The organism is Agromyces ramosus, assembly GCF_030817175.1.
Classification (GTDB): domain Bacteria; phylum Actinomycetota; class Actinomycetes; order Actinomycetales; family Microbacteriaceae; genus Agromyces; species Agromyces ramosus_A.
The window spans coordinates 2,442,719-2,465,518 of record NZ_JAUSYY010000001.1; the positions used below are offsets into that span (position 1 = coordinate 2,442,719).

Consider the following 22,800-nt stretch of genomic DNA (forward strand, 5'->3'; position numbering starts at 1 on the left):
GCCCCGCGATCCTCGCCTCCTGGCCTGAGTGGGGCGTATCGGGAACGTGCGCGCGGCCGGATATGCTTCAGCAGCGTGTCCGGCGATGAATGCCGTGCATTTCCCCCGCGCTCTGCGCCCTACCCAGAGGATTCGATGACGAACCACCTCATTCCGCGCGCGCGATCGCGCGCGATCACGCTGCTCCTCGCCCTCAGCTTGTCGGCTGGCGCCGCCCTCGGCGGCTCGGTGCCGGCATCAGCCGACGAGACGTCTGGCACCATCTCCGGAACCATCGTCGGCCAAGGAGATCCTGCGGTGCCCTTGACGGGTGGCGCCGAAGTCACGGTCTACCCCGTGGACTCGACGATGCCGAGAGGTTTCGCATCCGCAACGGCGGGGGCGTTCACCCTGTCCTTCCTTCCGGCCGGCGAGTACCGGCTGGCGGTGCGCCAGTGGATGGCCACCGGGTGGGCCAACGTCCCCGCGATGGCCGGCTTCAGGCCGACGCTCGAGGAACTCGCCACCCTGCCGATCGTGCAGGTCGTTGCCGGGAGCACTACGACCACCGAGGTCGTGCTTCCTCGCCTGGCGTCGATCAGGGGCACCGTCACCTCCGCTGTCGATGGCTCCGCTGTCGCCGGCGCGTCCGTGTCGGTGACCAACGTGGCGCCGTTCGGCCGCGGCGGGTACGCGACGACGGATGCCGCAGGTACCTACGTGATCGAAGGGCTGGACGCCGGATCCTACCGCCTGTCGGTCAGCTCGGGCGGGCTCGCCCCGTTCGAGTCCCCCGAGCTCGTCGTCGTCGGTGCCGGAGCTGCTGTGACGGGGGTCGACGCCGTGTTGAGCCGTGGCGGCACGATCTCGGGAGTTGTCACTTCGAGCGACGGTTCATCGGTCGTGGGCTCCCCGGTGAGCGTCCACGGAGCGAACGGATGGACCGTCAAGGTGACCAGCGTCAGAGCGGATGGCACCTACACGATCGATGCTCTTGCGCCCGGCGAGTACCGACTCGGCTTCGGCACGTTCAAGGACACCCCGGGGGAGTTCATCGAGGAGTGGTATTCCGACGCAGTCGACTTCGACTCGGCGACGGTCATCACGATCGCTGACGGCGAGACGCTCACGGGCTTCGACGCCGAGATCGCTCCGTTCGCTGAAACGATCGTTCCCGGCACCGTCACGATCGTCGGCAACGCCGCTCCGGGCGAGACGCTGACCGTCCACAACGGCACCTGGACTCCCGCCCTCGATACGACTCGGCACGAATGGCTTCGCGACGGCCAGCCGATCGAGGGCACCTTCTGGAACCAGTACACCGTCACCGAGGCCGACCTCGGAACCCGTATCTCGGTACGCGTCACCGGCTCCGCATTCGGCGTGCGTTCGGCCACGACGACGAGCGAACCCACCAAGGTCGTGAAGCAGCGCATGGCGCCGGGCATGCCGTCAATCGTCGGCGCTCCCCAGGTCGGCGGACTCCTCACGGTCGAGCCAGGCGACTGGACGCCCGACCCGGTGCGCTTCTCCTACCAGTGGCTGCGCTGGGGCCAGCCCATCGAGGGAGCCACGTCGCGCAAGTACACTCCCACCGAGCAGGACGCCGGAGCGTACCTCTCCGTGCGGGTCACGGGCCACAAGCCCGGCTGGGGGGCCACGAGCGTCGTGAGCGCGTGGTCGGGTCCCGTGCAGGCGGTGCCGATCTTCGTTCCGACCGCGCAGGGGTGAGTCAGGCCGGGTCGAGCGCCGCAAGCCTCCGTTGGAGGAAGCGGCGCTCCGGCCCGGTCGGCGCGAACTCGATCGCGGTGCGGTACCGTCGCGCCGCTTCGATGACCCGCCCGCTTCGGCGCAGCAGTTCGGCCTGCGCCGCGGCGAGGAGGTGAGCGTCGCCGAGCCGCCCGGATGCCTCCAGCCGCCCGAGCTCGGCGAGTGCGTCCTCCACGTCGCCGGCCAGTCCGAGCGCCACGGCGCGGTTGAGCTCGATGACCGGCGTCCGCCCTGCAGCGAGGAGGACGTCGTACCAGTCGGTGATCGCGCGCCAGTCGGTGTCTTCCGCCGTTCGAGCCCGCGCGTGCACCGCCTGGATCTCGGCCTGCACCCGGTAGGGCCCGACCTCATGTCCCGGGCTGCGCACCTCGAGCAGTGCCAGCCCTTCGGCGATCTCGGCCCGGTTCCACCGGGAGCGGTCCTGGTGCTCGAGCGAGACGAGCTCGCCGTCGGCGTCGACGCGGGCGGCGGATCGCGCGTGCTGGAGCAGCAGCAGCGCGAGGAGGGAACGGGCCTCGGCGGCATCCGGAATCAGCGCCACGACGAGCCGGGTGAGACGGATCGCCTCCTCCTGCAGGTCGAGCCGGAGCAGCCGGTCGCCCGACGACGCGAGGTACCCCTCGTTGTGCACGAGCATGAGCACCGCGAGCACGCCGCCGAGCCGCTCGGGAAGCTCCGTGGCAGACGGCACCCGGTATGGGATGCCCGCGTTGCGGATCTTCCGCTTGGCGCGCACCAGACGCTGCGCCATCGTCGCCTCGGGCACGAGGAATGCGCGTGCGATCTCGGGCGTCTCGAGCCCGCCGACCGTGCGCAGGGTGAGCGCGACCCGCGCCTCGAGCGGCAGCGCGGGGTGCGCGCACGTGAAGATGAGCCGCAGGCGGTCGTCCCATTCGGGCCCGGATGCCGCGAGGTCAGCCGGATCGTTCGGCGACCCGCCGCCCGTCAGCTCGTCCATCGCGATCCACTCCTTCAGCTTCCCGAACTCGACGCCCCGGCGGCGCAGCACGTCGAGGGCGCGGTTCCGCGCGACGGTCGTGAGCCAGGCGCCAGGATTCCGGGGCACGCCCTCGACCTCCCACCGACTCGCTGCCCGCTCGAACGCGTCGGCGGCCGCCTCCTCGGCGAGGTCCCAGTCGCCCGTCGCACGGATGAGCGAGGCGACGATGCGGGTCCACTCCTCGCGGTACACGCGGGTGACCGCGTCGGCGACGTGCGCGGCCCCGGGCCCGGCGTCGGCGACCTCGCCGCCGACGCCGGCCGAGTCGGGCGCGGCATGCGCTGCCCGATCGTCGATGCCGCTCATGCGCGACCAGGCGTCGCGTTCACGACCCCAACGCCGGCTCGGTGCGGCGCCCGCGATCGCCGGCCTCGCGATCTTCCCGCGCCACGGGGTCCTCGGCGGCGTCGATCGGCCAGAAGGGCCGGAGCTCGATGCGACCGAACCTCGCCATGGGGTGCTTGCTCGCGATCTCGATCGCCTCGTCGAGGTCGCGGCAGTCGAGCACGTCGAACCCGGCGATCCACTCCTTCGACTCGGTGAAGGGGCCGTCGGTCACGAGGAGCTCACCGCTGCGAACGCGCACCAGGGTGGCGTCCTCGACGGGCCGCAGCCGCTGCCCGAAGACGTGCACGCCTCGCGCGTCGACCTCCGCGACCCACTCGCCGATGTTGTCTTCGGCCGGAACGAAGGACTCGGCCTCGGGGTCGGTCGCCACGAACATCATGTACTGCATGGTCTGCTCCTCAGTGCTGGGGTCTGTCGTACTCGATGGTGTCCTCCGTGTTTCACACGGTATGCCCACACGACGAACGGCGGCAGGGCGAATCGACACCTGCCGCGAGCCGGCGTCAGTGCGGGAGCACGAGCAGCACGCCGAGCGCGACCATCACGACGGCGATCAGGCCGTCGAGCACCCGCCAGGCCCGCGGGCTCGCGAGCACGCCGCCGAGGAGGCGTGCGCCGTACGCGAGGCCGAAGAACCAGAGGATGCTCGCAACCCCGGCGCCCACCGCGAACGCCCAACGCCCGTCGCCGTGCGTGTTCGCGACCGACCCGAGCAGGAAGACCGTGTCGAGGTACACGTGCGGGTTCAGCCAGGTGAGGGCGAGGCACGTGAGCACCGCGGTCGCGAGCGTCGAGCGGGCGACGCGGGTGCGCGGCACGGTCGTGGTCGTGGTCGTGGTCGTGGTCGCGAGGGCAGCGGATGCCCCGGGGCGAGAGGATGCCGCGGGTGTCCCGTCCCCGGCATCCGCCCGCCCCGGGGCATCCGTCACCGCGGACGCATCGCCGCCGGCGACGAGCGCCTCGCCGCTCGGGCGCAGCGCCCGCCGGGCGGCCAGCACGCCGTAGCCCACGAGGAACGCGGCGCCGGCCCAGCGGATGACCTCCACGAGCCACGGCACCGCCGTGAGCACCGCCCCGATGCCCGAGACCCCGACGAGGATGAGCGTGAGGTCGCTGAGCGCGCAGATCGCCGCCACGGCGAACACGTGCTCGCGCCGGATGCCCTGCCGGAGCACGAACACGTTCTGCGCCCCGATCGCGACGATGAGCGAGAGGCCGAGGCCGAGGCCGGCGAGAGCGGAGGAGATGGGCACGAACCGACGGTACGCGGCATCCGTCAAGCAATCCAGCTCAAGATTCTTCAGCTGCATTAGCATCGCTTCAGATGGAGATTCCTCTCGACCTCGCCCGGACCCTCGCCGCCGTCATCGACGAGGGCACGTTCGACGCGGCCGCCCGGCGCCTGCGCATCACGCCGTCGGCGGTCTCGCAGCGCATCAAGTCGCTCGAGCTGCAACTGGGGCGCGTACTCGTCGTGCGGTCGAAGCCGGCGCGCGCCACCGACGCCGGTGCGGCCATCGTGCGGCTCGCGCGGCAATTGGCGCTCCTCGAGCACGACGCGCTCGCCGACTTCGGCCTCGGCGACGACACCGCGCGACCCGTGTCGGTGCCGCTCGCGGTGAACGCCGATTCGCTCGCCACGTGGTTCCTGCCGGCGCTCGCCCGAGTCGCCGCGCGGCATCCGGTGGTCTTCGACCTGCACCGCGACGACCAGGACTTCACCGCCGGGCTCCTCGAGTCGGGCACGGTCATGGGCGCGGTCACCTCGCAGGCGACGCCGGTGGCCGGATGTCTCGTGCGCCCGCTCGGCGTCATGCGCTACCAGGCCGTCGCGACTCCCGCCTTCGTCGCGAGGTGGGCGCTCACGGCACCGTCGCGCACGAGCGGAGCGGATGCCGCGAGCTCACCCGCGCCCGACGACCGTGCCGCGCTGGCGGCCGCGCCCATCGTCGACTTCGACCGTCGCGACGACCTGCAGCGCGAGTACCTCGCCGCGTCGGGCCTCGACCCCGAGACGCCGCCCCGGCACTTCGTGCCGGCGTCCAACGACTTCGCGACGGCGATCAAGCTCGGGCTCGGATGGGGCATGCTCCCGGGCTTCCAGTGCGACGCCGAGCTCGCGAGCGGCGACCTCGTCAGCCTCGGCGGGTCGCCGATCGACGTGCCCCTCCACTGGCAGCAGTGGAACCTGCGATCACCGCTCCTCGACACGATCGCCGACGAGCTCGGCGCCGAGGCGCGCACCGCGTTGCGGCCGCTGACGCGCTGACGCGTACCGATGCGCGGATCAGGCCTCAGGATCTTCGATCTTGAAGCCGACCTTCATCGTCACCTGGTAGTGGGCGACGGCGCCGTCTTCGATCTCTCCGCGCACCGAGACGACCTCGAACCAGTCGAGGTTGCGGATGGTCGCCGCGGCGCGGGCGATGCCGTTGCTGATCGCGGTGTCGATGCCGTCGGGCGACGTGCCGACGATCTCGCTGACGCGATACGTGTGGTTGCTCATCGTGATCTCCTCCGCGCGGTGGGACGCCATCGTTCCCGCTCCTGCCGACGGTACTCCGGCACGTGGGCGATGGTCGAGTGTCGCCGCGGGGAGCGGTGGCGCGTCAGGCGAACAGGCGCTGCAGCCGCTGCACGCCCTCGAGCAGGGGTGCGTCGCCCAAGGCGTAGCTGAGCCGCAGGTAGCCAGACGGGCCGAAGGCCTCGCCCGGCACCGCGGCGACCTCGGCCTGGTCGAGGATCAGGTCGGCGAGCTCGAGCGAGGTGGTTGGCGTGACGCCGCCCCACTCGCGGCCGAGCAGCCCCGAGACGTCGGGGTACACGTAGAACGCGCCCTGCGGCACGGGCACGGTCATGCCGTCGATCTTCGCGAGCTCGGCGACGATGGTGCGGCGGCGGCGGTCGAACGCCCGGCGCATCTCCTCGACCGCGTCCTGCGGCCCGTTGAGGGCGGCGATCGCCGCTCGCTGGGAGATGTTCGACACGTTCGACGAGAGGTGCGACTGCAGGTTCGCGGCGCCCTTGATGACGTCGGCCGGGCCGACCATCCAGCCGAGCCGCCAGCCGGTCATGGCATAGGTCTTCGCGACGCCGTTGACGAGGATCGCCTGGTTCGCGAGCTCGGGCACGGCCTCGACGATCGAGAGCGCACGCGGCGGCGCGCCGCCTTCGTCGTCGGCGTAGGTGAGGTTCTGGTAGATCTCGTCGGAGACGACCCAGATGCCGTGCTCGAGCGCCCATTCGCCGATCGCCCGCACCTGGTCGGCGGGGTAGACGGCACCCGTCGGGTTCGACGGCGAGACGAACAGCAGCACCTTGGTGCGGTCGGTTCGCGCCGCCTCGAGCTGCTCGACGGTGACCAGGTAGCCCTGGTCGGCGCCTGCGAACACGTCGACCTGCACGCCGCCCGCGAGCTTGATGGCCTCGGGGTACGTGGTCCAGTACGGAGTGGGCACGAGCACCTCGTCGCCCGGATCGAGCAGCACCTGGAAGGCCTGGTAGACCGCCTGCTTGCCGCCGTTCGTCACGACGACCTGGCCGGGGGAGACCTCGAGTCCGGAGTCGCGCAGCGTCTTCGCCGCCACCGCCTCTCGCAGCTCGGGCAGGCCCGCGGCCGGCGTGTACCGGTAGTTCTTGGGGTCGTGCGTGGCGGCGAGCGCCGCCTCGACGATGTACTCGGGCGTCGCGAAGTCGGGTTCGCCGGCTGCATAGGAGATGACCGGGCGCCCCTCGGCTTGGAGGGCCTTCGCCTTCGCATCGACCTTGAGCGTCGCGGACTCGGCGATGGCGGCGATACGGGCGGAGAGGCGCGGGTGTTCGGTCACCTGCCCAGCGTACTTCGCCGCGCGGGCGCGCGCCGAGCTGAATCGACCTGCTCATCTGCGCACTCGAGTGGGACAATCGTCCCACTCTTGGTACGCTGCACCGCGTGATGACGCAGACCCGACGACCGGTGCTCGTCGGGATCTCGCTCGCAGTGCTCCTCGCCCTCGGCGTGGGCGTGGCGTTCGTGCTCGGCGATGAGCTCGGCATTCGCAGTGAACCCGCCGACGTGCCCAGCGAGACGCTGGTCGCCGCACCCGAGACCCCCGCCGTCGGGCCGCCGGCGTTCACGCGCATCAGCGCGCCGGCATCCGCTCGCCTCGACCTGGCCGTGAGCGAGCTCGACGACGCCGTCGCAGAGGCGGATGCCACCGACGGCGCCGTCACCCTCGACGTCAGCGTCGGTGATGGGCCGGCCGACGACGAGTCGTACTCGCTCGAGGGCACGGCCGATGCGCTCCGCATCGTCGCAGCGGGCGAGGCGGGCGCCGTGCGCGGCGTCTACGACCTCGCGGCGGCCGTTCGCGACCGGAGGTCGATCACCGAGCACCTCGGCGAGACGGTCGACTCCAGGCTCGACTTCCGCATGGCCGACCTCGGTGCCGTCGGCGTGACCGTCGATGAAGCCGAGTGGGCCGAGGGCGACGACTACTCGCACAACTCGAAGGCGTTCGCCGACGTCATCCTCGCCGAGGCACCGTACATCGACGAGACGGCGCTCGAGGCATCCCGCATCGAGTTCGAGGAGTACGTGCAGCACGTGCTCGCCGAGGGCTACAACGCCATCGCGATTCCCGGGTTCATCGAGTACCTCACGTTCGACCGGGTCGGCGACGGCGACGACGTCTACGGCGCCGACGACACGCACGTCGCGCGCGCGCTCGCGATGCAGGAGGCGTTCGGCCCGATGTGGCAGTACGCGCACGATCTCGGCCTCGACGTCTACTTCCGCACCGACATGCTCATGCTCACGACCCCGCTCGAGGAATACCTCGAAGCGGAGTTCGGCGGCCTCGCCACCGAGGACCCCGCGTTCTGGGACGTCTACGCCGCGGGGCTCGACGAGCTCTACGCCGCGATGCCCTACGTCGACGGCGTGCTCATCCGCATCGGCGAGGCCGGCCGCGTCTACGACCTGCCCGGATGGGACTACTACTCCGAGCTCGCCGTGACGACCGTCGACGCCGTGCGCGCGATGCTCACGGCCTTCACCGGGCAGGCCGAGGCCGCCGACCGCGAGGTCATCTTCCGCACCTGGAGCGTCGGCGTCGGCGCGGTCGGCGACATGCACACGAACGCCGACTCCTACCGCGCCGTGCTCGACGGCATCGAGTCCGAGCAGCTCATCGTCTCGACGAAGTACACGCTCGGCGACTTCTACAGCCACCTGCCGCTCAACGACACCCTCGAGATCGGTGAGCAGCGCCGCATCGTCGAGTTCCAGAGCCGGCGCGAGTTCGAGAACTTCGGCGCGTTCCCGAACGACCTCGGCGTGCTCTACCAGCAGGCATTGCAGCGGTTCATCGCGGCCAACCCCAGGGTCGAGGGCATCTGGACCTGGACGCAGGACGGCGGCCCGTGGCGCGCCGGCCCGCTCTCGCTCGAGCTGAAGGCGGGGTTCTGGCAGCTGCCCGAGCTCAACACCGAGCTCGCCGTGCGCCTCGCCCGCGACCCCGACGCCGACCCGGCGGCCATCACCGCCGACTGGGCACGACGCTGGTTCTCCGACGACCCCGCGACGGTCGACGCGATCGGCCGGGCGATGGCCGACTCCCGCACCGCCATCACCGACGGGCTCTACATCGGGCCGTTCGCCGACCGGCGCGTGTTCGCCATCGGCCTCGAGCCACCGCCCATGATGTGGATCTTCGAGTGGGACATCGTCACGGGCGACAGTGCCGTGCTCGACGTCATCTACGAGGTGAGCCGCGGGCGGCTCGACGAGGCGATCGAGGGCGGCCCGCGCGCGCTCGCCGCAGTGGAGCGCATGCGAGCCGAGATCGAGGCGACGGATGCCGCGAGCTGGCACGATCCGGCGCTGCGCGACGAGTTCCTCGCCACCCTCGACTACCAGGCGAGCACCTACGCGTTCCTCGCCGACTACCGCACCATGTTCCTCAAGCACGCCGAGTGGCACGACACGCATTCGGGCGAGGCCTACGAGGCCTGGGATGCCGCGAGGCTCGCGTACCGGGCGAGCGCCGCCGAGCACGAGGCCGCGTACTCGGGCGATCCGTATCACCCGGCGTACAACCTCACCGCCGCGGAGCTCGGCGTCGACCGCGCCGAGCGCGACCTGCCAATGGCGTGGGCGGCCCGCATCACGCTGCTCCTCCTCGCGGCCTGGCTGGCCTACGGCATCGCCGCCGGGTACGGCAGGGCGAAGTGGCCGGGCGCTCGCGCGGCTCGCGCCATGTGGGTCGCCGCGACGCGACCGTGGCGGGCCGTCGAGGTCACCCGCGACCTCGGGCGACTCGATCGAGCCCTGCTCGTGGCCGTGCCGGCGGTCTTCCTCGCCGCGAGCCGCGGCATCCAGACCTGGTTCCTCGCCGCGTCGCACCTCATCGTGACGCTGGGGTCGTGGCTCGTGTTCGCGATCGCCGTGCTGCTCCTGCTCCGGCTCGCGCGCCGTCCCGCCTGGCCGGTGCTCGCCGCGATCGGCGGTGCCGCGGTGCTCCGCATCGGCCTGCTCCTCGCCGTGCTCACGCCCACAGGCCCCGGCGGGTACTGGTTCGAGTTCTGGACCGACCCGCTCGCCCGCTCGATCTACGTCACGATCGCGTTCGCCGCGTTCGGGTGGGTGATCGTCGCGGCCGGCTGGGCGCTCGCCGTGCAGCTCGGTGCCAGGCGAGCGCTCGGCGCCCTCGTCGCGGCGGTCGGTGCGGTGCTCGCCGTCTTCGGCGCGTTCATCGCGACGCTCGGCCTCGAGTCGGCGCTCACGACGTGGAACGACGAGATGGCGCTCCTGCCATGGGGTCTCTCGCGGATCCTCGGCATCACCGTCTACCTCGACATCCCCGCCGACACGGCGTGGGTCGCCGCGGCTGCGGGCGTCGTGCTCGTCGTCGTCGGGGTGCTCCTGGCGCTGCCGTGGCGTCATCGAAGCCGTGCTGCCGCCGTGGCCTGAGCCGCGGCATCCGTCGCCCCGTGGGTCAGAGGTTCTTGCCGATGTCCCAGAGACGGTCGGGGCGCCCGTCGAGCGCCTCGGCGACCGCGAGCGCCTGATCGTCGGAGAGTGAGGCGACGTAGTCGACGACGCCGCGGCCGATGCCGAGCGACCGCACTTCGGCGGCCTCGGGCGTCGGGACGCCCTCGGGACGGGACTCGCGGAGCCGCGCATAGCCGTCGCTCGCGATCTCGACGAGCTCCTTGAGGCGCTGCGGCACTCGATCGCGATCGTGCTCATCGGTGATCCAGGCGTGGAGTCCCTTGACCGCCCGTGACAGCACCCGGCTGAGGCCGCGCTGGTACATCACGATGTCGGCGCGGTCGAGGATGAAGTGCCGGTGCACGAACTTCAGGATCTCGACCTCATGCCACGCCCGCCGGTCGAGGGTCACGAGTCCGGCACGCACCACGTCGGGCGGCGCCGGCACGACCGACGACTGCAGGTGGCTGATCCAGCGGTTCGTGAACGACGAGAGCGAGCGTTCCGACGCGATCGAGCCGTCGAACTGGATCGCGAGCAGCCCGTCGACGAGGTCTTCGGCGACGACGTCGACGGCGTCGGCGAACGCGTCGTCATCGGCGACCCACGGGTCGCTGCGGCCGAGCTTGCGCCGCAGGCTCTCGAGTGCGCTGCCGGGAGGCGCCGTGCGGGCGGCGAGCGCCTCGTCGTCGAGCCCGCGCAACGGCACGCTCGACTCGATCCAGCCGCGGAACTCGCGCGCGACCGCGCCCTGGCTGAGCACGCCCGCGCGGTAGAAGTCGTCGACGTCGTGGATGGAGTAGGCGATGTCGTCGGCGATGTCCATGATCGAGCACTCGAGCGACTGCTGCAGCGGCGGAAGGCCCGCGCGGGCCTGCTCGAGGTCGAGGGCGTCGATGCCGTAGGCCGAGAACTTCAGGGCGTCCACGCCGTCGGCGGTGCGGCGGAGCCCACGCGGCAGCGGCCCGTCGCTTCCGCCACTCGCGGCCGCGTCGCCGACGTACCGGGTCCACGGGTACTTCGCGACCGCGGTGCGAACCGCCGCCGTGAGGTTGAGGCCCCGTGGCGCCGCCTCGCTCACGTCGAGCGCGGTGAGGATGCGGTAACTCTGCGCGTTGCCCTCGAACCCGTCGACGAGCCCCAGCGTCTCGCGCGCGAGCCGGTCGAGCACACGCTCGCCGAGGTGTCCGAAGGGCGGGTGGCCGAGGTCGTGGGCGCTCGCCGCCGCCTGCACGACCACGGCGTCGCAGCCGTGCTCGAGTGTGAGCGGACGCGCCGGCGACGCGGCATCCGTCAGCTTGACCGCGATCGCGCGTGCGACCGCCGTCACCTTGATCGAGTGGGTGAGCCGGTTGTGGATGAGCGGCCCGGCGCCCGGCTGTGCGATCACCTGGGTCACCGCCGAGAGGCGGGAGAAATACGGGGAGAACCTGATGCGCTCGAGGTCGAGCCGGAACTGCGAGTGCTCGCCGGTGACCTCGGCACTGCTGCGAGGCTCCGGCACCAGGCGGGCCGCTCGTTCCATGGGCATACGCCCAATCTATGCCGCCGAGGCGGGGGAGAGCGGGAGCGGTGCGCCCCGGCATCCCGGGCGGCATCCGCCCAGCTTTACTCTGCCTGCACGGTCGCATACACTTGGTGAGGTTGTTGAAGTCAGCCAAGATTTTCCGCGCCTGTTTTCTGGCTTACCCCCGGTGAAGAACGTGGTCAATCGTGGTGCCTCGACACCCGTGGAACAACGCCGGTCCTCCGGTCGTTCCATAGGGCGGTGGCTCAATTGGTAGAGCAGCGGTCTCCAAAACCGCAGGTTGCAGGTTCGAGTCCTGTCCGCCCTGCGAGCCGGCAGCGATTGCCGGCCCACGAAAGGTGTACCAGGTGGCCCGGAAAGTAATCGACGAACCCAGTGAGGACGTCGTCGCCAACGCGAAGCGCGATCGCGCCTCGCGTCGGAACCCTTTCGCACGCATGGCACTGTTCATTCGACAGGTCATCGCCGAACTCAGGAAGGTCGTCACCCCGACCCGTAAGGAGCTCGTCAGCTTCACGGTCGTGGTGCTCGTGTTCGTCGTCATCATGATGACGCTCGTGTGGGCCATGGACCAGTTGTTCGGGTGGGCAGTGCTGTACGTCTTCGGGACACCGGCGGGCTGATCGGGCTCTCCGCCCGATACTCCGCCGCGGGCTTCCGCAGGCGAGACAGAGGAAAAGGATCAGAAGTGGCAAAGTACGAGCGCGATGACGTCGACTGGGCGACGGCTGCTGAGCAGTCGTCGGAAGACGACGAGGCCCAAGAGGGCTCGTCGCTCGAGCACGACGAGGAGTCCGTGGAGCCTGCCGAGCAGCGCGCGGTGCACATCGTCGACGATGAGGGCAACAACATCGACCTCGATGCGGTGCTCGACGCGATGGCCGAGTCCGCCGATCCCGAGGCCGACGCGGTGATCGACGACGCCCTCGACATCGACTCGCCCGAAGAGGCCGAGGCCGCTGCCGAGGCCACCGAGGAGGAGGCCGAGGAGGCCGCCGACCCGTACGCGGAGTTCCGCGCCGAGCTCCGGTTCCTCCCCGGCAAGTGGTACGTCATCCACTCCTATGCGGGCTTCGAGCGCCGCGTGAAGGCGAACATCGAGCAGCGCCGCGAGTCGATGGCGATGGCCGACTACATCTACCAGGTCGAAGTGCCCATGGAAGACGTGGTCGAGATCAAGAACGGCCAGCGCAAGATGGTCACGCGCGTTCGCATCCCCGGCTACGTGCTCGTGCGCATGGACCTCAACGAGGAGAGCTGGTCGGTCATCCGCCACACTCCCGGGGTTACGGGCTTCGTCGGCAACGCGCACAACCCGACCCCGCTCCGTTTCGAAGAGGCCTTCGGCATGCTGAAGAGCCTCGTCGAGATCAAGGACGTCGCACCCGTCAAGGGAGCGAAGGGCGGTGCGGCCGCAGGTGCGACCCGCGGCATTCCCGCCGAGGTCGACTTCGAGGTCGGCGAGACCATCACGATCAAGGACGGCTCGTTCGCCGGCCTTCCCGGCACGATCAGCGAGATCAAGCCCGAGAGTGGCAAGCTCACCGTGCTCGTCTCGCTCTTCGAGCGCGAGACCCCGGTCGAACTCAGCTTCGACCAGGTCACCAAGCTCTAACCCTCCCAGACAGCACGCAGCGGCCCTCCGGTACCATCGGAGGGTTGTGCTGCGTTCAGCACGGACGCAGCACCACAGATCACCGCCGCCCGGAACGGCCGGGCGTGCGGGAGAGTGCCCCTCACGGGGCGTTCGAACAGAAAGAGAGAAATCATGGCACCGAAGAAGAAGGTCACCGGTCTGATCAAGCTTCAGATCAAGGCCGGCGCCGCGAACCCGGCCCCGCCCATCGGCCCGGCCCTGGGTCAGCACGGCGTGAACATCATGGAGTTCTGCAAGGCCTACAACGCGGCGACCGAAGCCCAGCGCGGCAACGTCATCCCCGTTGAGATCACGGTCTACGACGACCGTTCGTTCACCTTCATCCTGAAGACCCCGCCCGCCGCCGAGCTCATCAAGAAGGCCGCCGGCGTCGCGAAGGGCTCGGGCGTCCCGCACACCACCAAGGTCGGCAAGCTGACCCAGGCACAGGTGCGCGAGATCGCCGAGGCGAAGATGGTCGACCTCAACGCCAACGACCTCGACGCCGCGTCGAAGATCATCGCGGGCACCGCTCGCTCGATGGGCATCACGGTCGAATAGGCCTCGACGGATGCCACGCGGCATCCGTTCACCAGAACTCAGCATCCGTGGCAGCGCCCGCCAGGCGCAGATGACCACACTCTCTCAAGGAGAAACAACATGGCACAGAAGTCCAAGGCCTACCGGGCCGCGGTCGAGAAGATCGAAGACGGCAAGTTCTACACCCCGAGCGAGGCAGTCGCCCTCGCGAAGGAGACCGGCTCGGCGAAGTTCGACTCGACCATCGAGGTCGCGCTGAAGCTCGGCGTCGACCCCCGCAAGGCAGACCAGATGGTGCGCGGCACCGTCATCCTCCCGCACGGCACCGGCAAGACCGCCCGCGTCATCGTGTTCGCAACCGGCCCCGCGGCCGAGGCTGCGATCGCGGCCGGCGCCGATGAGGTCGGCGGCGCCGAGCTCATCGAGAAGGTGGCCGCCGGCTACACCTCGTTCGACTCGGCGGTCTCGACCCCCGAGCTCATGGGCCAGGTCGGCCGTCTCGGCAAGGTGCTCGGTCCCCGTGGCCTCATGCCGAACCCGAAGACCGGCACGGTCACCCCGAACGTCGGCCAGGCCGTCTCCGACATCAAGGGCGGCAAGATCGAGTTCCGCGTCGACAAGCACGCCAACGTGCACTTCGTCGTCGGCAAGGCCTCCTTCTCGACCGAGCAGCTCGAGGAGAACGCCAAGGCCGCCCTCGAAGAGGTCGTGCGCCTGAAGCCGTCGAGCTCCAAGGGCCGTTACATCCAGAAGGGTGCGGTGTCGACGACGTTCGGCCCCGGCATCCCCCTCGACGTCAACGCCATCTAGTCTCACGCAGTCTGCACGAAGGGCTCGCCGGTTCGCCGGCGGGCCCTTCGTCGTCGTTCGTGCGGCGATCGCGTCGGACCGGTCATGGACCGAGGCGGGCGATGAATGTTCGCAGCTGTGCATCGAAGGCGGGCCCGGTGCAGTCGTGGCCGAGTCCGGGGAGCTCAGTGAATCGCGAGTCGGGGATCGCACTCGCGATCGCGTGTGCCGCTGAGTACGAGCTGCGCGTGTCGGCGGTGCCCCGGATCACGAGCGCGGGCACGCGGATGCGGGAGAGAACGGGTCGAAGGTCGAGGCGCGCGAACGCTTCGAGCACGGCGCCGGTCGTGTCAGGGCGCCAGGCGATGACCGCCTGACGTGCGGTCGCGAGTCGCTCGGGCGCGGCACGGCGCTCGAAGACCGTCTCGAGGAATCCGTCGACCCATTCCTCGGCCGGCGTCGTGCGCGTGGACTCGACCGCCGCGATGCGCTGCTCGAGATCATCGGCGGGCAGGGATCCGGCCCACCCTGCGTAGGGCCCGGCGAGCACGAGCGCGCGGGGGACCTCGGGATGATCGCGGGCGAGCAGCAACGCCATGACGGACCCGAGCGAGAGCCCGCAGACGACCGGGCGATCGAGGCCGAGCGCGGCGATGAAGCCCGCCAGCACGTCGGCCCAGTCACTGGCGGTCCAGCCGGACGGCACGTCGCTCGAGCCGCCGCATCCCGGTGCGTCCCAGGCGACCACATCGTGACCGGACTCGAGCGCCCGGATGTCAGCGCTCCAATCGCCGGAGTCGCCGAAGGCGCCGTGCAGAAGGATGATCGGAACGCCGAATCCACCCCGGCGGTACGTGATCGTGAGGCCGCCGACTCGCACCGAGTCCATGGCGCCGATGCTACGACGATCGGCGATCGTCGGCACCGCGTCGAGGACGAGCGTCCCGCCCGAAGGCGGCCGGCGTGGTGTCGGTGGCCGTCCTCATGTCACGGGGCCGGCGTACGCTGGCGCTATTAGTGAACGAACCAGCGCTGTCGTCGCCTCGGTCGCCACCCTCGGCGCTGAGCGGCGCCGCAGCTCCGAGCCCGTCGATGACGAGCGGCGGCACCACGGCTACGAGTGGTCCTCGTCCTGAGCGGTTCACGCTTCAGGCGATGACGCTGAACGAGCGCTCCCCGGTGGCGGTGAGCTCCGTGACATCCGTGCGCTCGACCATCGCGCCGCGCGGGCCGGTGGCGAGCCAGTCGAGCATGGCGGCGACGGATGCCTCGTCACCCTCGATCTCGGCCTCGACGGTGCCGTCGGGGCGATTGCGCACCCAGCCGCCCAGCTCGAGGCGGCGCGCCTCGGCGCGAGCGGCGTAGCGGAAACCCACGCCCTGCACGTATCCGTGCACGACGACGTGTCGGCGAATCACTCCTTCAGCGTATTCGTCGGCGGCGGCGGCCACGGCGGCGACGCCGGCGCGTCCGGTGCGACGGACGACCGGCGAGCGCTCCGCGCGTACCATGACGCCATGGGGGAAGTCAGCGACTACATCGCCGCGCTGGAGGGGCCCGAGCGCGACGTCATCGAGCGGATCCGGTCGCGCGCCGTCTCGCTCGTGCCCGAGGCGGTCGAGGGCGAGAGCTACGGCATGCCGGCACTGCGGTACCGGGACTCCCCGCTGCTCAGCATCATGGTGGCGAAGCGGCACATCGGGCTCTACCCGTACAGTCCGCGGGTGGTCGGCGCGGTCGAAGCCGAGCTCACCGAGTATTCGTGGTCGAAGGGGACGATCAGGTTCACGCCGGAGCATCCGCTGCCCGACTCGCTCGTCGACCGCATCATCCTGCTGCGTCGCGACGAGATCGACACGGCGAAGAGGCCCTGAGCGCAGGACGACACGCCGATTCGGCCCCGAAACAGGAAGACGCGACCTGTTCTGGTCGCGTCTTCCCGCTTCCGCCGTGTTCAGCTGCGGCGTCAGCCGATGCGGATGAGCTTCTTGTTGACGAACTCGTCAGCGCCGAGGCGGCCCATCTCGCGGCCGGTGCCCGAACGCTTCACGCCGCCGAACGGCAGCTCGGCGCCGTCCATGAGCACGCCGTTCACGAACACCATGCCGGCCTCGATGCGGTCGGCGACGCGCATGGCCTGCTCGTCGTCGGTCGTGAAGACGTAGGACCCGAGGCCGAACGGGATGTCGTTGGCGAGCTCGATCGCCTCGTCTTCGCTCGTGGCGCGGTAGACCTGCGCGACGGGTCCGAAGAACTCCTCCTTCGATGCGGGGTTGTCGCGCGAGACATCCGCCAGCACCGTCGTCTGGAAGAACGCGCCGTCACGCGAGCCGCCGCGCACGACCGTGGCGCCGTGCTCGACGGCGCGCTTGACCTGGTCGTCGAGGTTCTCGGCGGCCTTGAGCGACGAGAGCGGACCGAGCGCGGTTCCCTCGGCGGTGGGGTCACCGGGCTCGACCTCGGCGAGCTTCGCGGTGAACTTCTCGACGAACGGCTCGTACAGCTCGTCGATCACGATGAAGCGCTTCGCGGCGTTGCACGACTGCCCGTTGTTGTCGAGCCGCGCGTCGACCGCGGCCTGGACGGTGCCGTCGAGGTCATCGGTCGACAGGAGCACGAACGGGTCGGAACCACCCAGTTCGAGCACGACCTTCTTCAGGTGCTTGCCGGCGATCGCGGCGACGGCCGATCCGGCGCGCTCGGATCCGGTCAGTGAGACGCCCTGCACCCGCGGGTCGGCGATGACCTGCTCGATCTGCTCGTGCGAGGCGTAGATGTTCACGTACACGCCGTGCTCGGCCCCGGCGTCGGTGAACATCTGCTCGATCGCCGCGGAGGATTCGGGGCACTGCTCGGCGTGCTTCAGCAGGATCGTGTTGCCGATGACGACGTTCGGGCCGGCGAAGCGGGCGACCTGATAGTAGGGGAAGTTCCACGGCATGACGCCGAGGAGCACGCCCACCGGTGCGCGGCGGATGACGGCGCTGCCCGACCCGGCGAGCAGCTCGATCGGCTGGTCGGCGAGCAGCCCCTCGGCGTTGTCGACGTAGAACCGGTAGATGTCGGCGGCGAAGTCGACTTCTCCGAGTGCCTGCTCGATGGGCTTGCCCATCTCGCGCACGATGATCTCGGCCAGCTCCTGGCGGCGCTCGATGTGCAGGTCGGCGACGCGGGCGATGATCGCGGCGCGCTCCTGCACGCTCGCCGAGCGCGCCCAGCCTCGGTAGGCGGCGTCGGCGGCGCCGATGGCCTGGTCGAGCTCGGCGTCGGTGATGGTCGGGTAGGTCTTGAGCGTCTCCCCGGTGGCCGGGTTGACGACGGCGTAGCTCATGGGACTCCTCGTTCGATGGGTATGGTGCTGCATCGGTCACCGCGCAAGGCAGGTGTCGACGCTGCACACCTGACGCCAAGCCTATGCGGGATCATCGAGCATGTGGATCGACAGGGTGTCACTTCTGCCGCATCTGTTGGACGCGTTGTACAGCAGGCCCGGCGAGTCGGCATGGGTAGGGTGACGGCATGGCACCGATGACGGGCGACGGCGTGCTGGGCGGCATCCGCGTCGCCGACTTCTCGCGCGTGCTCGCCGGGCCGTACGCCACGATGATGCTCGCCGACTTCGGGGCCGACGTCGTGAAGATCGAGTCGCCCACGGGCGATGACACGAGGCACTGGCGTCCACCGGTCGACGCCTCGGGGCAGGCCACGTACTTCGGCAGCGTCAACCGCAACAAGCGATCGGTCGCGCTCGACCTCACCGATGCCGCGGGGCTCGACGAGGCGCGCCGGCTCGCGGCATCCGCCGATGTCGTCATCGAGAACTTCCGGCCGGGCGTCATGGAACGTTTCGGGCTCTCGTACGAGGTGGTGCGCGCCGTGAACCCGGGCGTCGTCTACTGCTCGATCACCGGATTCGGCGCGGGTGAGGGCGCCGAGCTCGCGGGTTACGACCTGCTCGTGCAGGCGGTCGGCGGGCTCATGAGCATCACGGGCGAGCCCGACGGCGATCCGGCGAAGGCCGGGGTCGCGCTCGTCGACGTGCTCACCGGCCAGAACGCGGTCGCCGGCATCCTGCTCGCCCTTCGGGAGCGCGATCGCACGGGTCGGGGCCAGCTCGTCGAAGTGAACCTGCTCTCGAGCCTGCTGTCGGCGCTCACGAACCAGGCCGCGTCGACCCTCGCGACCGGCGCCCCACCGCGTCGGCTCGGCAACGCGCACCCGAGCATCGCCCCGTATGCCGCGTTCCGTGCCGCCGATCGAGAGCTCGTCATCGCCGTCGGCAACGACCGGCAGTTCGGGGCACTCGCGGGGGTCCTCGGGCTCGCGCCCGAGCTCGTCGACGACCCGCGCTTCGCGAGCAACGCCGACCGCGTCGCCCACCGCGCCGAGCTGACGACCCTCATCGAGCAGCGGCTCGCCGCGGCATCCGCTGCGCACTGGATCGAGGCCCTGTCGGCCGCGAGCGTGCCTGCGGGCCTCGTGAACGACGTCGCCGAGGCCATCGCGTTCGCCGAGTCCCTCGGGCTCGAGCCCGTCGCCCAGACTCTCGCAGGCGCGCAGCGAAGTCGCACGATCGCGAATCCGATCGGGCTCTCAGGAACGCCCGCCGCCTACCGCACGCCGCCGCCGTCGCTCGACGAGCACGCCGGCGCCGACTGGCATCCGACCCCCTCGAAAGGACCCTGCCGATGACCGTCACCGCCCCGCGGATCGACGCCGTGTTCGACCTCGATGCCCTGCTCGGAGAGGAGGAGCGCGAGTGGCAGCAGAAGGCGCGAGCGTTCGCCCAGGAGCGCATCCTGCCGGTCATCGAAGACGACTTCGAGACCAAGCACTTCCGCCACGAGCTCGTGAAGGAGCTCGGTGCCGCGGGCTTCCTCGGCATGCACCTGCAGGGCTACGGATGCGCCGGTGCGGGCGCCGTCTCGTACGGGCTCGTGTGCCTCGAGCTCGAGGCGGCCGACAGCGGGTGGCGCACCTTCGTGTCGGTGCAGGGCTCGCTCGCGATGAGCGCCATCCACCGCTACGGGTCCGAGGAGCAGAAGCAGCGGTGGCTGCCCGGCATGGCGGCCGGCGACCTGATCGGATGCTTCGCGCTCACCGAGCCGCAGGGCGGCAGCGATCCCGCCGGCATGACCACGACCGCGCGCCGCGACGGCGACGGCTGGGTCATCGACGGCGCGAAGCGCTGGATCGGACTCGGTTCGCTCGCCGACGTCGCCGTGGTGTGGGCAAAGGTCGATGACGGCGCCGGCGACGGGCGCGGTGATGGCGGCCGCGCGGTGCGCGGGTTCCTCGTTCCGACCTCGACGCGCGGGTTCACGGCGACGCCCATCGAGGGCAAGCTCTCGATGCGCGCGTCGGTGCAGTGCGACATCGTGCTCGATGGCGTGCGGGTCGGCGACGACGCGATCCTGCCCGGAGCGAAGGGGTTGTCGGGGCCGTTCGGGTGCCTCAACGAGGCGCGCTACGGCATCGTGTGGGGGGCGATGGGCGCGGCCCGCTCGTGTCTGGAAGCCGCGATCGAGCGTTCCACCTCGCGGGAGGTGTTCGGCAGGCCGATCGGCGCGAACCAACTCGTGCAGGCGAAGCTCGCCGACATGTTCCTCGAGGTCGAGAAGGGGATCCTCCTCGCCCTGCACCTCGGCAGGCTCAAGGAGCGTGGCGCCCTCACGGCGGCGCAGATCTCGGTGGGCAAGCTCAACAGCGTGCGCGAGGCGCTGCACATCGCGCACGAGGCGCGCGCGATCCTCGCGGGCGACGGCATCACGAACGCGTGGCCCGTCATGCGGCACGCTGCGAACCTCGAGTCGGTGCGCACGTACGAGGGCACCGACGAAATCCACCAGCTGATCCTCGGGCGCGAGCTGACGGGCTTGAGCGCGTTCTGACACGCCCGGCTCCATGCCGCGAGTGGCCGCCGGTGGCGCGGCGCCGGGAACGGCGAAGGGCGAACGGCGAAGGGCGCCCCCGGCCGAAGCCGGCGGGCGCCCTCGAGCACATGCCGGGTCAGTTGACGCCGGGGATGACGATCCAGCGGTTGAGGAGCACCAGCCACACGGCGATGAACACGAGTGCCGCGATCGTGATGGCGCGGCCCGTGCGGCCTCCGAGGAAGAGCGCGACGACGAGCACGATCAGCGTGACGATGCCGAGCACGAGCGATCCGAACGGGATGCCGGGCAGGAACAGCGACAGCAGGAAGAGCGCAGCGACGACGAGCTCGATGACGCCGATGATGGTCGAGCCGCCACGACCGCGGAGACGCAGGATGCCGTCGACGAGCGCGAGCGCTCCGCCGATGAGCGCGATGATGAGGAGCCAGGTCAGGGTGATCATGAGTTCCTTCGGGTTGGTGTGGGGGTGCACCGCGACGTGGGAGAGGACTCCCACGCCGGCGCCAGCATATCGGCGTGCTTCCGCGCGCCGCGAGGGGTTGCCCGCGACGCGCCGCACACGGTATTCCGCGTCGCGCATGCACGAGCGCGGGAGGCATCCGCCGCGAATGCCGGCGATCCGGAATGAAACCCGGAGTAACGCCGTTTCCTTCACGGACGAGCCCGTGATGGACTCGATCCCGGCGGTTGTCCGACGACACGCTCGCAGCCCGACCTCCCCACGAACGGAGCACACCATGACCCGCGCCCCCCGCGCCCGTACCCTGCTCGGCCTCGCCGCGGCATCCGTCGCCGCATTGGCCCTCGCCGCCTGCTCGACCGGCGCGCCCGCCGCGAGCGAGTCCGCCGGCGACGACGAGTACGGGCTCGTGAACGCGGGCACGCTCACCGTGGCGACCGAAGGCACCTACCGCCCCTTCAGCTTCCACGAAGACGGCTCCGGCGACCTCGTCGGCTACGACGTGGAGGTCGCCGAGGCGGTCGCCGACAAGCTCGGGCTCGAGATCGAGTTCGAGGAGACGCAGTGGGACGCGATCTTCGCGGGCCTCGACGCCGGCCGCTTCGACGTGATCGCGAACCAGGTCTCGATCAACCCCGAGCGTGAGGAGCAGTACCTGTTCAGCTCGCCGTACACGGTGTCGCCCGGCGTCATCGTCGTCAAGGAGGGCGACACCTCGATCTCGAGCTTCGACGACCTCGCAGGCAAGACCACCGCGCAGTCGCTCACGAGCAACTGGTACGCGCTCGCGCAGGAGTCGGGCGCCAACGTCGAGGCCGTCGAGGGCTGGGCGCAGGCCGTCACCCTCCTCGAGCAGGGCCGCGTCGACGCGACCATCAACGACAAGCTCACCTACCTCGACGACGTGCAGACGAACGGCGAGCGGGGCCTCGCGGTCGCGGCTGAGACCGACGACCCGTCGCTGAGCGCGTTCGCCCTCACGAAGGACAAGGCCGACCTCGTCGCCGCGATCGACGCCGCCCTCGAGGAGCTCCGCGCCGAGGGCGTGCTCGCCGAGCTCGGTGAGAAGTACTTCGGCGCCGACGTCTCGGAGTAAACCGCCCGTGCGGGCCCGACGGCCCGCGGTCCCCGCGTTGTCGACGTCGCCGCGACGTGCGACGCTGGGTGATCGCGGGCCGTTCGCCGGCCCGCCTCCCAGATCGAAGGCGGTGAGGCGATGAGCGGCTGGCAGCTGTTCCTCGATTCCTTCTGGCCCCTCGTGTGGGGCGCCGTGAGCGGAACTATTCCGCTCGCGCTCGCCTCCTTCGCGATCGGCCTCGTGCTCGCACTCGGCATCGCCCTGCTCCGGCTCTCGAAGAACCGGGTGCTCTCGGGCTTCGCGCGGTTCTACATCTCGGTGATCCGCGGTACGCCGTTGCTGGTGCAGCTCTTCGTGATCTTCTACGGCCTGCCCTCGCTCGGGCTCGTCATCGACCCGTGGCCGAGCGCGATCATCGCGTTCTCGCTCAACGTCGGCGGGTACGCCGCCGAGGTCATCCGTGCCGCGATCCTCTCCGTGCCGAAGGGGCAATGGGAGGCCGGGTACACGATCGGGATGTCGAACGGCATGACGCTTCGCCGCCTGATCCTGCCCCAAGCGGCCAGGGTCTCGGTGCCGCCGCTCTCGAACACCTTCATCTCGCTCGTGAAGGACAGCTCGCTCGCCTCGCTCATCCTCGTGACCGAGCTGTTCCGGGTGGCGCAGGAGATCGCCGCGTTCAGCACCGAGTTCATGCTGATCTACCTCGAGGCGGCGCTCATCTACTGGGTCATCTGCATCGTGCTCGCGAGCGGGCAGGGCATGCTCGAGAAGAGGTTGGACCGCTATGTCGCAACGTGAT

General features: G+C 70.3%; 22 protein-coding genes and 1 tRNA gene. 13 read left to right on the forward strand and 10 right to left on the reverse strand.

Annotation, left to right across the window (positions count from 1 at the left end; all coding sequences use genetic code 11):
* Positions 1–135 precede the first annotated feature (135 nt).
* Positions 136–1,710 carry a carboxypeptidase-like regulatory domain-containing protein gene (locus QFZ26_RS11455; RefSeq protein ID WP_307042182.1) on the forward strand — a complete coding sequence of 525 codons (1,575 nt, stop codon included), beginning with the start codon at positions 136–138 and terminating at the stop codon, positions 1,708–1,710.
* 1 nt (position 1,711) lies between these two features.
* Here the strand turns inward: QFZ26_RS11455 and QFZ26_RS11460 are convergent, their stop codons facing one another.
* The 3 genes from QFZ26_RS11460 to QFZ26_RS11470 form a co-directional block, all read right to left on the reverse strand.
* Entirely contained in the window at positions 1,712–3,055 is a 1,344-nt protein-coding gene (locus tag QFZ26_RS11460; protein WP_307042184.1) for an RNA polymerase sigma factor, read from the reverse strand.
* Between the two features lie 19 nt (positions 3,056–3,074).
* Entirely contained in the window at positions 3,075–3,485 is a 411-nt protein-coding gene (locus QFZ26_RS11465; RefSeq protein ID WP_307042186.1) for a YciI family protein, read from the reverse strand.
* A gap of 115 nt (positions 3,486–3,600) precedes the next feature.
* Positions 3,601–4,344: a LysE/ArgO family amino acid transporter gene (locus QFZ26_RS11470; protein ID WP_307045052.1), complete on the reverse strand. Its 744-nt coding sequence runs from the start codon at positions 4,342–4,344 to the stop codon at positions 3,601–3,603.
* Positions 4,345–4,421: 77 nt separating this feature from the next.
* On the opposite strand from QFZ26_RS11470, the gene QFZ26_RS11475 reads away from it, so the two are divergent.
* A complete protein-coding gene (locus QFZ26_RS11475) occupies positions 4,422–5,366 on the forward strand; it encodes a LysR family transcriptional regulator ArgP (RefSeq protein WP_307042188.1) in 945 nt (314 codons plus the stop codon).
* A gap of 18 nt (positions 5,367–5,384) precedes the next feature.
* On the opposite strand, the gene QFZ26_RS11480 is transcribed toward QFZ26_RS11475, so the two are convergent.
* Together QFZ26_RS11480 and QFZ26_RS11485 are read right to left on the reverse strand one after the other, a co-directional pair.
* Positions 5,385–5,603, reverse strand: coding sequence for a dodecin (locus tag QFZ26_RS11480; RefSeq protein WP_307042190.1), 219 nt, complete (start codon positions 5,601–5,603; stop codon positions 5,385–5,387).
* Between the two features lie 103 nt (positions 5,604–5,706).
* Positions 5,707–6,924 carry a pyridoxal phosphate-dependent aminotransferase gene (locus QFZ26_RS11485; RefSeq protein ID WP_307042192.1) on the reverse strand — a complete coding sequence of 406 codons (1,218 nt, stop codon included), beginning with the start codon at positions 6,922–6,924 and terminating at the stop codon, positions 5,707–5,709.
* 107 nt (positions 6,925–7,031) lie between these two features.
* Here QFZ26_RS11485 and QFZ26_RS11490 point away from each other — a divergent pair, with 107 nt between their 5' ends.
* On the forward strand, positions 7,032–10,049 hold the full coding sequence (locus QFZ26_RS11490) for a hypothetical protein (protein WP_307045054.1): 3,018 nt from the start codon (positions 7,032–7,034) through the stop codon (positions 10,047–10,049).
* A 25-nt stretch (positions 10,050–10,074) separates the two neighbouring features.
* Here the strand turns inward: QFZ26_RS11490 and QFZ26_RS11495 are convergent, their stop codons facing one another.
* The gene (locus tag QFZ26_RS11495) at positions 10,075–11,601 is read right to left on the reverse strand and encodes a deoxyguanosinetriphosphate triphosphohydrolase family protein (RefSeq protein ID WP_307042194.1); all 1,527 of its coding nucleotides are present in this window, start codon (positions 11,599–11,601) and stop codon (positions 10,075–10,077) included.
* Between the two features lie 231 nt (positions 11,602–11,832).
* Between QFZ26_RS11495 and QFZ26_RS11500 the strand changes: the two genes are divergently transcribed.
* From QFZ26_RS11500 to rplA, 5 genes are all read left to right on the forward strand, one after another.
* A tRNA-Trp gene (locus tag QFZ26_RS11500) sits at positions 11,833–11,905 on the forward strand.
* Between the two features lie 40 nt (positions 11,906–11,945).
* Positions 11,946–12,221 carry a preprotein translocase subunit SecE gene (secE, locus tag QFZ26_RS11505; protein ID WP_307042196.1) on the forward strand — a complete coding sequence of 92 codons (276 nt, stop codon included), beginning with the start codon at positions 11,946–11,948 and terminating at the stop codon, positions 12,219–12,221.
* 65 nt (positions 12,222–12,286) lie between these two features.
* Entirely contained in the window at positions 12,287–13,213 is a 927-nt protein-coding gene (gene nusG, locus QFZ26_RS11510) for a transcription termination/antitermination protein NusG (protein ID WP_307042198.1), read from the forward strand.
* Between the two features lie 153 nt (positions 13,214–13,366).
* The gene (gene rplK / locus QFZ26_RS11515) at positions 13,367–13,795 is read left to right on the forward strand and encodes a 50S ribosomal protein L11 (RefSeq protein WP_307042201.1); all 429 of its coding nucleotides are present in this window, start codon (positions 13,367–13,369) and stop codon (positions 13,793–13,795) included.
* A 99-nt stretch (positions 13,796–13,894) separates the two neighbouring features.
* Positions 13,895–14,584, forward strand: a complete 690-nt coding sequence (rplA, locus tag QFZ26_RS11520) for a 50S ribosomal protein L1 (RefSeq protein WP_307042203.1) — start codon at positions 13,895–13,897, stop codon at positions 14,582–14,584.
* Between the two features lie 82 nt (positions 14,585–14,666).
* On the opposite strand, the gene QFZ26_RS11525 is transcribed toward rplA, so the two are convergent.
* Both QFZ26_RS11525 and QFZ26_RS11530 read right to left on the reverse strand, forming a co-directional pair.
* Positions 14,667–15,452, reverse strand: coding sequence for an alpha/beta fold hydrolase (locus QFZ26_RS11525; RefSeq protein WP_307042205.1), 786 nt, complete (start codon positions 15,450–15,452; stop codon positions 14,667–14,669).
* 259 nt (positions 15,453–15,711) lie between these two features.
* Positions 15,712–16,074 carry an acylphosphatase gene (locus QFZ26_RS11530; protein WP_307042207.1) on the reverse strand — a complete coding sequence of 121 codons (363 nt, stop codon included), beginning with the start codon at positions 16,072–16,074 and terminating at the stop codon, positions 15,712–15,714.
* A 6-nt stretch (positions 16,075–16,080) separates the two neighbouring features.
* Here QFZ26_RS11530 and QFZ26_RS11535 point away from each other — a divergent pair, with 6 nt between their 5' ends.
* Complete coding sequence (locus tag QFZ26_RS11535; RefSeq protein WP_307042209.1) at positions 16,081–16,437, forward strand: iron chaperone; 357 nt, start codon at positions 16,081–16,083, stop codon at positions 16,435–16,437.
* A gap of 92 nt (positions 16,438–16,529) precedes the next feature.
* Here QFZ26_RS11535 and QFZ26_RS11540 read toward each other — a convergent pair whose 3' ends face one another.
* Positions 16,530–17,894 (reverse strand): NAD-dependent succinate-semialdehyde dehydrogenase, encoded by a 1,365-nt coding sequence (locus tag QFZ26_RS11540; RefSeq protein WP_307042212.1) that lies wholly within the window; start codon positions 17,892–17,894, stop codon positions 16,530–16,532.
* A 188-nt stretch (positions 17,895–18,082) separates the two neighbouring features.
* Here QFZ26_RS11540 and QFZ26_RS11545 point away from each other — a divergent pair, with 188 nt between their 5' ends.
* Entirely contained in the window at positions 18,083–19,255 is a 1,173-nt protein-coding gene (locus tag QFZ26_RS11545; protein ID WP_307042213.1) for a CaiB/BaiF CoA transferase family protein, read from the forward strand.
* Positions 19,252–20,454: an acyl-CoA dehydrogenase family protein gene (locus tag QFZ26_RS11550; protein ID WP_307042215.1), complete on the forward strand. Its 1,203-nt coding sequence runs from the start codon at positions 19,252–19,254 to the stop codon at positions 20,452–20,454. The genes QFZ26_RS11545 and QFZ26_RS11550 overlap by 4 nt, the downstream gene beginning before the upstream one ends.
* Positions 20,455–20,572: 118 nt before the next feature.
* On the opposite strand, the gene QFZ26_RS11555 is transcribed toward QFZ26_RS11550, so the two are convergent.
* On the reverse strand, positions 20,573–20,956 hold the full coding sequence (locus QFZ26_RS11555; RefSeq protein ID WP_307042217.1) for a hypothetical protein: 384 nt from the start codon (positions 20,954–20,956) through the stop codon (positions 20,573–20,575).
* A 241-nt stretch (positions 20,957–21,197) separates the two neighbouring features.
* Between QFZ26_RS11555 and QFZ26_RS11560 the strand changes: the two genes are divergently transcribed.
* Positions 21,198–22,016 (forward strand): amino acid ABC transporter substrate-binding protein, encoded by an 819-nt coding sequence (locus QFZ26_RS11560; RefSeq protein ID WP_307042219.1) that lies wholly within the window; start codon positions 21,198–21,200, stop codon positions 22,014–22,016.
* Between the two features lie 120 nt (positions 22,017–22,136).
* Positions 22,137–22,799, forward strand: a complete 663-nt coding sequence (locus QFZ26_RS11565; protein WP_307042221.1) for an amino acid ABC transporter permease — start codon at positions 22,137–22,139, stop codon at positions 22,797–22,799.
* Position 22,800: the final 1 nt, after the last annotated feature.

What these genes read in the sequence shown, in the direction of transcription:
- QFZ26_RS11455 (WP_307042182.1), top strand. Translation starts at nt 136, where the DNA reads ATGACGAACCACCTCATTCCGCGCGCGCGATCGCGCGCGATCACGCTG.
- QFZ26_RS11460 (WP_307042184.1), bottom strand. Translation starts at nt 3,055, where the DNA reads ATGAGCGGCATCGACGATCGGGCAGCGCATGCCGCGCCCGACTCGGCC.
- QFZ26_RS11465 (WP_307042186.1), bottom strand. Translation starts at nt 3,485, where the DNA reads ATGCAGTACATGATGTTCGTGGCGACCGACCCCGAGGCCGAGTCCTTC.
- QFZ26_RS11475 (WP_307042188.1), top strand. Translation starts at nt 4,422, where the DNA reads ATGGAGATTCCTCTCGACCTCGCCCGGACCCTCGCCGCCGTCATCGAC.
- QFZ26_RS11480 (WP_307042190.1), bottom strand. Translation starts at nt 5,603, where the DNA reads ATGAGCAACCACACGTATCGCGTCAGCGAGATCGTCGGCACGTCGCCC.
- QFZ26_RS11490 (WP_307045054.1), top strand. Translation starts at nt 7,032, where the DNA reads ATGACGCAGACCCGACGACCGGTGCTCGTCGGGATCTCGCTCGCAGTG.
- QFZ26_RS11495 (WP_307042194.1), bottom strand. Translation starts at nt 11,601, where the DNA reads ATGCCCATGGAACGAGCGGCCCGCCTGGTGCCGGAGCCTCGCAGCAGT.
- rplK (WP_307042201.1), top strand. Translation starts at nt 13,367, where the DNA reads ATGGCACCGAAGAAGAAGGTCACCGGTCTGATCAAGCTTCAGATCAAG.
- rplA (WP_307042203.1), top strand. Translation starts at nt 13,895, where the DNA reads ATGGCACAGAAGTCCAAGGCCTACCGGGCCGCGGTCGAGAAGATCGAA.
- QFZ26_RS11525 (WP_307042205.1), bottom strand. Translation starts at nt 15,452, where the DNA reads ATGGACTCGGTGCGAGTCGGCGGCCTCACGATCACGTACCGCCGGGGT.
- QFZ26_RS11530 (WP_307042207.1), bottom strand. Translation starts at nt 16,074, where the DNA reads ATGGTACGCGCGGAGCGCTCGCCGGTCGTCCGTCGCACCGGACGCGCC.
- QFZ26_RS11535 (WP_307042209.1), top strand. Translation starts at nt 16,081, where the DNA reads ATGGGGGAAGTCAGCGACTACATCGCCGCGCTGGAGGGGCCCGAGCGC.
- QFZ26_RS11540 (WP_307042212.1), bottom strand. Translation starts at nt 17,894, where the DNA reads ATGAGCTACGCCGTCGTCAACCCGGCCACCGGGGAGACGCTCAAGACC.
- QFZ26_RS11545 (WP_307042213.1), top strand. Translation starts at nt 18,083, where the DNA reads ATGGCACCGATGACGGGCGACGGCGTGCTGGGCGGCATCCGCGTCGCC.
- QFZ26_RS11550 (WP_307042215.1), top strand. Translation starts at nt 19,252, where the DNA reads ATGACCGTCACCGCCCCGCGGATCGACGCCGTGTTCGACCTCGATGCC.
- QFZ26_RS11560 (WP_307042219.1), top strand. Translation starts at nt 21,198, where the DNA reads ATGACCCGCGCCCCCCGCGCCCGTACCCTGCTCGGCCTCGCCGCGGCA.
- QFZ26_RS11565 (WP_307042221.1), top strand. Translation starts at nt 22,137, where the DNA reads ATGAGCGGCTGGCAGCTGTTCCTCGATTCCTTCTGGCCCCTCGTGTGG.